At 39.6% G+C, this 7,087-nt stretch carries 6 protein-coding genes; 4 read left to right on the top strand and 2 right to left on the bottom strand.

Annotated elements, in window-relative coordinates; genetic code table 11:
• Window positions 1-214: 214 nt before the first annotated feature.
• Window positions 215-1,204, bottom strand: a complete 990-nt coding sequence (locus P8M52_RS01785; protein WP_300306469.1) for a class 1 fructose-bisphosphatase — start codon at window positions 1,202-1,204, stop codon at window positions 215-217.
• A 202-nt stretch (window positions 1,205-1,406) separates the two neighbouring features.
• On the opposite strand from P8M52_RS01785, the gene P8M52_RS01780 reads away from it, so the two are divergent.
• From P8M52_RS01780 to P8M52_RS01765, 4 genes are all read left to right on the top strand, one after another.
• Window positions 1,407-2,651, top strand: a complete 1,245-nt coding sequence (locus tag P8M52_RS01780) for a 6-phosphofructokinase (protein ID WP_300306466.1) — start codon at window positions 1,407-1,409, stop codon at window positions 2,649-2,651.
• A gap of 23 nt (window positions 2,652-2,674) precedes the next feature.
• Window positions 2,675-3,325, top strand: a complete 651-nt coding sequence (adk, locus tag P8M52_RS01775; protein WP_300306464.1) for an adenylate kinase — start codon at window positions 2,675-2,677, stop codon at window positions 3,323-3,325.
• A gap of 86 nt (window positions 3,326-3,411) precedes the next feature.
• Complete coding sequence (locus P8M52_RS01770; RefSeq protein ID WP_300306462.1) at window positions 3,412-4,575, top strand: hypothetical protein; 1,164 nt, start codon at window positions 3,412-3,414, stop codon at window positions 4,573-4,575.
• 143 nt (window positions 4,576-4,718) lie between these two features.
• Window positions 4,719-6,734, top strand: coding sequence for a sodium-translocating pyrophosphatase (locus P8M52_RS01765; RefSeq protein ID WP_300306460.1), 2,016 nt, complete (start codon window positions 4,719-4,721; stop codon window positions 6,732-6,734).
• Between the two features lie 64 nt (window positions 6,735-6,798).
• On the opposite strand, the gene P8M52_RS01760 is transcribed toward P8M52_RS01765, so the two are convergent.
• Window positions 6,799-7,029: a YeeE/YedE thiosulfate transporter family protein gene (locus P8M52_RS01760; RefSeq protein ID WP_300306471.1), complete on the bottom strand. Its 231-nt coding sequence runs from the start codon at window positions 7,027-7,029 to the stop codon at window positions 6,799-6,801.
• Between the last annotated feature and the right edge of the window lie 58 nt (window positions 7,030-7,087).

The following is a 7,087-nucleotide window of genomic DNA, read 5'->3' as shown; positions in this document are numbered from 1 at the left end:
ATACGCACAAACAAATAATAGATCAAGACAATTATCCATGGGTTATTAATCCAGGGGCTGCTGGCATGGTTCGTAACCACGGCGGCGCAAAATGCTTAGTAATCGATATTAATCATACCCAAGAATGGGTTATTACTCCTTACGCCTTTGGCTAAATATTTGAGATTTTAAGTGCGCACGCCTAAATTGTGCGGCAACTAAAAAAAATTGATCTTTATGATTGAGTAATATAATCACCAAACATAGCGACCACTTTCTTCACCTCATTTTTCGACCCTAAGATAACTGGTACGCGGTCATGAATATCTTTTGGATCAACATCCATAATACAGCTATGACCTGTAGACGACAAACCGCCGGCCTGCTCAACAATCATTGACATTGGATTACCTTCATACATTAGACGTAACTTACCCGCTTTCGATGGATCGCGATTATCATAAGGGTACATAAAAATACCACCACGGATAAGAATACGATGAACTTCCGCAACCATAGATGCTACCCAACGCATGTTGTAGCGCTTACCTAAAGGACCTTCTTCACCTTGTAAACAATGATCAATATACTCTTGCATTTCCTTTTCCCAAAAACGCTGATTAGACATATTAATTGCAAATTCAGCAGTATCTTCGGTAATTTTTAACTGCTCTCTAGTTAAAACAAACTCTCCAACATTGGTGTCTAATGTATACAAGTTAACACCATTGCCCGTTGTCATAACCAGTAAGGTAGAAGGGCCGTAAAGAACATAGCCAGCAGCAACCTGATTACGACCAGACTGTAAGAAAACATTTTGATCATCACCAGTGCGATTGTCATCTGGCGCTTCTAAAATAGAAAAAATTGTTCCAACAGAAAGGTTAACATCGATATTCGAAGAACCGTCTAATGGATCGTAGGTAACTAAATATTTACCATCAGCGTGACCGGCAATTGTATAGTCTTCCTCTTCAGAGCCTACACCCTTGACATATGGATTGGCACAAAGAATATCTTTTAAAAGATCGTTAGAAATAACGTCCAACATCTTTTGAGTTTCCCCTTGAATGTTTTCATCTTCAGTTGCACCTAAAATCCCTGCTAGAGCACCCTGGCCCAGTTTATAGGCAATATCCTTACATGCAACCATAGTATCTTTAATAACAAGCTCTAATTCGGCCGACACACCATCAGCTGATAACACTTGATCTAATCTTTTCATTGAGAACCTCTTTACCTTATTTAATTGAAACAATATTTTAACATACTACCCATAAAGGGATATAAAAAAATATCCCTTAAAAAATGACAAATTCAATAACAAGTATAACCAATGGGGTATGCTTCATTATCACCATAATACAATATGTCAAAAAACAGCTATTGGTATAATTGTTCCTTTTTTATAGTAAATAGGAACAACCATGAAAAATGCTTTTTATGCACAATCAGGCGGTGTAACTGCAGTAATCAATTCTTCTGCATGTGGTGTAATTGAGACAGCTCGTAAATATCCAGAGAAAATTGGCAAAGTGTATGCTGGTCAAAATGGCATCATCGGCGCTTTAATGGAAAACTTAATTGACACCACTAAAGAGTCTGACACTGATATTGCAGCCCTAAAGCACACACCTTCTGGTGGCTTTGGCTCGTGTCGTTATAAGATGAAATCTTTAGAAGCTAACAAAGCTGAATACGAGAGATTAATCGAAGTATTTAAAGCTCACGATATTGGTTACTTCTTCTATAACGGTGGTGGCGATTCAGCTGACACGTGTTTAAAAGTTTCTCAGTTATCTGAATCTATGGGTTACCCAATTCAAGCAATTCATGTTCCTAAGACGGTTGATAACGACTTACCAGTAACAGACAACTGCCCAGGCTTTGGTTCAGTTGCTAAATACATTGCTGTTTCTACAATGGAAGCAAGTTTTGACGTAGCTTCAATGTGTGCAACCTCAACTAAAATTTTCGTACTTGAAGTTATGGGTCGTCATGCAGGTTGGATTGCTGCAGCAGGTGGTTTATTAGATGATTCAATTCCAGTGGTTATCTTGTTCCCTGAAGTTAAATTTGATGAAGAGAAGTTTTTAGCTAAAGTTGATGCAAACGTAAAGAAATTTGGCTACTGTACAGTGGTTGTTTCTGAAGGTACGCAATGGCCAGATGGTAGATTCTTAGCTGAGCAAGGTACTCGTGATGACTTTGGCCATGCACAATTAGGTGGCGCCGCTCCGGTTGTAGCTCAACTAATTAAAGATGCACTCGGTCACAAGTTCCATTGGGCTGTTGCTGACTACTTGCAACGTGCTGCACGTCACTTAGCATCAGAGTCTGATGTTGAACAAGCTTATGCATTAGGCGAAGCTGCTGTTGAACTTGCAATGGAAGGTAAAAACTCAGTCATGCCAGCAATTATCCGTACTTCAAATAACCCGTACACATGGGAAATCGGCATGGGTGAATTAAAAGATATTGCTAACGTAGAAAAAATGATGCCAATGGAATACATCTCTGAAGATGGTTTCGGTATTACTGATGCATGTCGTGAGTACTTACAGCCATTAATTGAAGGTGAAAACTACCCTCCATACAAAAACGGACTTCCTGACTACGTGGTAATGAAGAAAGAAATGGTTGAGAAGAAGCTTCCATCTTTTGAAGTTTAATAACACCCTATAAAGAGATAAACATGAACGTAATTTTATTAGGCCCTCCAGGCGCGGGTAAAGGCACTCAAGCAACAAATATTTGTGAGAAATATAACATTCCTCAAATATCAACCGGTGACATGTTGCGTGCCGCTGTTAAAGCGGGATCGCCATTAGGTGTTGAAGCAAAAAAGGTAATGGACGCAGGTGGCTTAGTTTCTGATGAAATCATTATTGGCTTGGTTAAAGAGAGAATTCAAGCAGATGACTGTGAAAAAGGCTTTTTGTTTGATGGATTTCCACGTACTATCGCGCAAGCTGAGGCCTTGAAAACTGATGGCGTTGCAATTGACTACGTTGTTGAGATTCAAGTACCTGATGAAGATATTGTTGCCCGCATGTCGGGGCGTCGCGCTCACTTAGCATCTGGTCGCACGTATCATGTTGTTTACAACCCGCCAAAGGTTGAAGGTATTGATGATATTACTGGCGAGGAATTAGTACAACGTGCCGACGATAATGAGGAAACGGTTCGTTCACGCTTAAGTGTTTATCATGATCAAACTCAACCGCTAGTAACTTATTACAAAGCTTGGATGAATGAAGATGGTAATGCGCCTAAGTATGGTGCGGCAGTTGGTGTTGGATCACTTGATGAAGTTAGAGATCGTGTTTACGCTCAACTAGGATAAGCGCAAGCTTTTTCCTAAATACATTGAGGGCTTATGTCAGTTGGACATAAGCCTTTTTTTTACAAATTATTAATTAGAAATATATTATGAAAACTGGACCAAGACAAATTACAACACCTTTTAGGCCAATTCCTCTAGATGTGCCAGAAGGCATGAAGCCAAATGAATTTTTCAATTCATCTGAAAATTTAGCAGACCTTGCTCAAAACAATGGCCTTATGGAAAATAGTGAAGATCTACTTCTGTACCGTAAAGCATTAGGCCATTCAAATTTATTCGATTGCTCTATTATTTACAACACATCCAAAAGCATACTAAATCCTTTAGGTAGGCCAGTCAGGCGCACTCAAGTGCCAAACAATGTTAAAAATGCTTGGAATCGCATGAATCAAATAATCATTGGATTTATGCTGGAAGAATTTCCAGATGCGGACAAGCATCTGGTGTTATGTGGCGAAGCATCACTAGATTCAACATGGCCAATAACATCACCTGGTGTTCCAAGTATCCGCATGCTGCATAATCATTTCATTGTCTTTGATAAGACGCAATTAGAAAATTCTGAGCTGTCAGATCCTAAAAATCCAAATCTGACTGATGGTGGTCAACACTCATTATTTGCAAACTATATGGAAGATGTATATGCAGAATTTCAATCGAAACTGAATTTTGAAATTCTTAAGCCTATCGATGGAAAGGCGTCTGGACTTGCTCTTACTGGCTACCCTCAAGGCCTTCCGAGCTGGGAAGTAACTGGCGGTATTGATAGCTTAAAAAATGTCAAATTCTGGGATGAATACGATCTAGTATTAAAGGGTTTTCTAGATTTCTACAGAACATTCTTTGCACAGGTTTCTTGTCGTAATTCATCTGTCCCTAAGGAAGCTTATTTCCCTGAATTAATTGAAAATACATTATTGTTCAATACATGCTTCTTGTCTGCAGCTAAAAAAGTCCGTGACAAATGTATTGATGATCCTAAATATTCATCATCAATTCGATGGCAGCCAGCTTTCAAGCAATTAATCTATCGAAATGACCAGGGTAAATTAATTGTTACCATTTCTCAAAACTCTATTGGTAATGCAATTACTGAATTATTAGGAGTTGTGGTCAAGCGTGTGCCAGATGCCCAGGGTTACGAAGAAGCTGAGCCTGCCCTATTAGAAAAACTCCTAAAACTTCGTTCTAGACTAATTGAGGCAGACTTAGGAGAAGGAATAGAAACCAAATATTGGAAAAAGGAATAGTAATTAATTCTTGCAGCCCTTATAAAAATAGCTCGTTAAACGAGCTATTTTTTTTGCCACAAAAAAAATAATAATACGTACATTCAATAACTGAAGTACAATCTTATCGGGATAAATAAATACTATAACTTTGAGGAGAGAATATGTATGTACTAACGCTTGCCATTGGGGCATCAATTATTGCCGTTCTATACGGCTTGTACACAATGACCTGGATTTACAAACAATCCCCAGGTACTGACAAAATGAAAGAAATTTCAGATGCAATTGCAGAAGGCGCTAGCGCGTATCTAAATCGACAATACACAACTATTGGCATGGTTGGTGTGGCGCTATTAGTTGTCATTTCTCAGGCATTAAGCTACTCAGTAGCTCTTGGATTCTTGATTGGTGCAGTTCTTTCCGGTGCAACTGGATACATTGGTATGAATGTATCCGTTAAATCCAACTCTCGTACTGCAGAAGCCGCTAAAAATGGTGTGAATGCCGCTTTCCAGGTGGCTTTTAAAGGTGGCGCGGTTACAGGTATGTTAGTGGTTGGTTTAGCACTACTTGGTGTTGCTGGATTTTATGCTGGCTTGTTGTCTTATGGCCTTGAGCAAGCAGATGCATTACATGCATTGATTGGTTTAGCTTTTGGTGGTTCACTGATTTCGATTTTTGCTCGATTAGGTGGCGGAATATTCACCAAGGGCGCTGATGTTGGCGCTGATATTGTTGGAAAAGTTGAAGCCGGCATTCCAGAAGACGATCCGCGTAACCCAGCCGTAATTGCTGATAACGTTGGTGATAATGTAGGTGACTGTGCAGGTATGGCGGCTGACTTATTTGAAACTTATGCGGTGACAATTGTTGCAACAATGATGTTAGCAGGCGTTTTAAGCTTAGGTGAGAATGCCATTCTTTATCCGTTAGCTTTAGGTGCTGTGTCAATTATCGCCTCGATTGTGGGTACTTTCTTTGTAAAAGTATCTGATGGCGGTTCAATCATGGGTGCACTTTACAAAGGTTTAATCGTATCTGCAGTATTAGCAGCAATTGCTTTCTATTACGTTACGGTTGATATGGGCATGGATATCAACCTATTCTACGCATCACTCATCGGTTTAGCCTTAACGGCTGTAATGGTTGTAGTTACTGAATATTACACTTCAACTGAATATAAACCAGTACAGCACGTTGCTGAAGCTTCATTGACTGGTGACGGTACAAATGTAATCGCTGGTATCGGCTTAAGCATGAAATCTACAGCACTACCAGTATTGGCAGTTTGTGCTAGTATCTGGGGTGCTTACGCGTTAGGTGGTCTATACAGTATTGCAATTGCTGCAACTGCCATGTTGTCTATGACAGGTGTTATTGTTGCATTAGATGCTTATGGCCCAATTACTGATAACGCAGGTGGAATTGCTGAAATGGCTGAGCTTCCTGAAGAAATTCGCAATATTACTGATCCTTTAGATGCTGTTGGCAATACAACCAAAGCGGTAACTAAAGGTTATGCAATTGGTTCTGCCGGATTAGCGGCCTTAGTATTGTTTGCTGACTTCACTAATGAGTTAAACACTAGAGCTGGATTTGACGCTATCTCATTTGACTTATCAAACCATATGGTGATTATTGGTTTATTCTTAGGTGGCTTGGTGCCTTACTTATTTGGTGCAATGGCAATGGAAGCAGTAGGACGTGCAGCTGGTGGCATTGTAAATGAAGTTCGTCGTCAGTTTAAAGAAATGCCAGGCATCATGGATTACACGCAAAAGCCTGACTATTCTAAAGCGGTTGATATGTTAACCAAATCAGCGATTAAAGAAATGATCATTCCATCAATACTACCAATCTTGTTTCCAGTAGCAGTCGGACTAATCTTGGGTGCTGAGGCATTAGGCGGTTTACTAATTGGCTCTATCGCTACCGGAATTTTTGTAGCAATATCGATGACTACGGGTGGTGGTGCATGGGATAACGCCAAAAAATATATCGAAGATGGCAACTTTGGCGGCAAGGGCTCTGACGCTCACAAAGCTGCAGTAACTGGTGATACTGTCGGTGACCCATATAAAGATACTGCTGGTCCTGCGATCAATCCACTAATCAAGATTATCAACATAGTTGCAATCATGATCATTCCTTTATTAGGAGCACCTTTATTGGGGTAATTACTTATTAAACAATAAAAAAGGCGTGCTTTAGCACGCCTTTTTTTGTGATTATCAAAAAAAACTAATCCGCTCTAGGAACTTCATGGTCAGTCATAAATCTCTTTTGCATACGTATACCAATATACACACCTAACATAAGAGCAAATAGGTGTAAAAATGAACCTAAGGATAATGTTGAGGTGCCAGCTATACCTTGACCCAAGGTGCATCCCATGCCAAGAATGCCGCCAATTCCAACCATTATGCCGCCAATAACGTATCTCAGCATCTCTTTAAAAGAAGAAAACCAGATAATAAACCCATTGATTCTCTCCCCAGAAAATAGTTATTAATAAATTTTTTACATAAAA

The organism is Candidatus Thioglobus sp. (assembly GCF_029243085.1).
In the GTDB taxonomy this organism is placed as follows: domain Bacteria; phylum Pseudomonadota; class Gammaproteobacteria; order PS1; family Pseudothioglobaceae; genus Thioglobus_A.
Note: the sequence above shows the minus strand (reverse complement) of the source record. Positions and strands in the feature narration are given on the sequence as shown.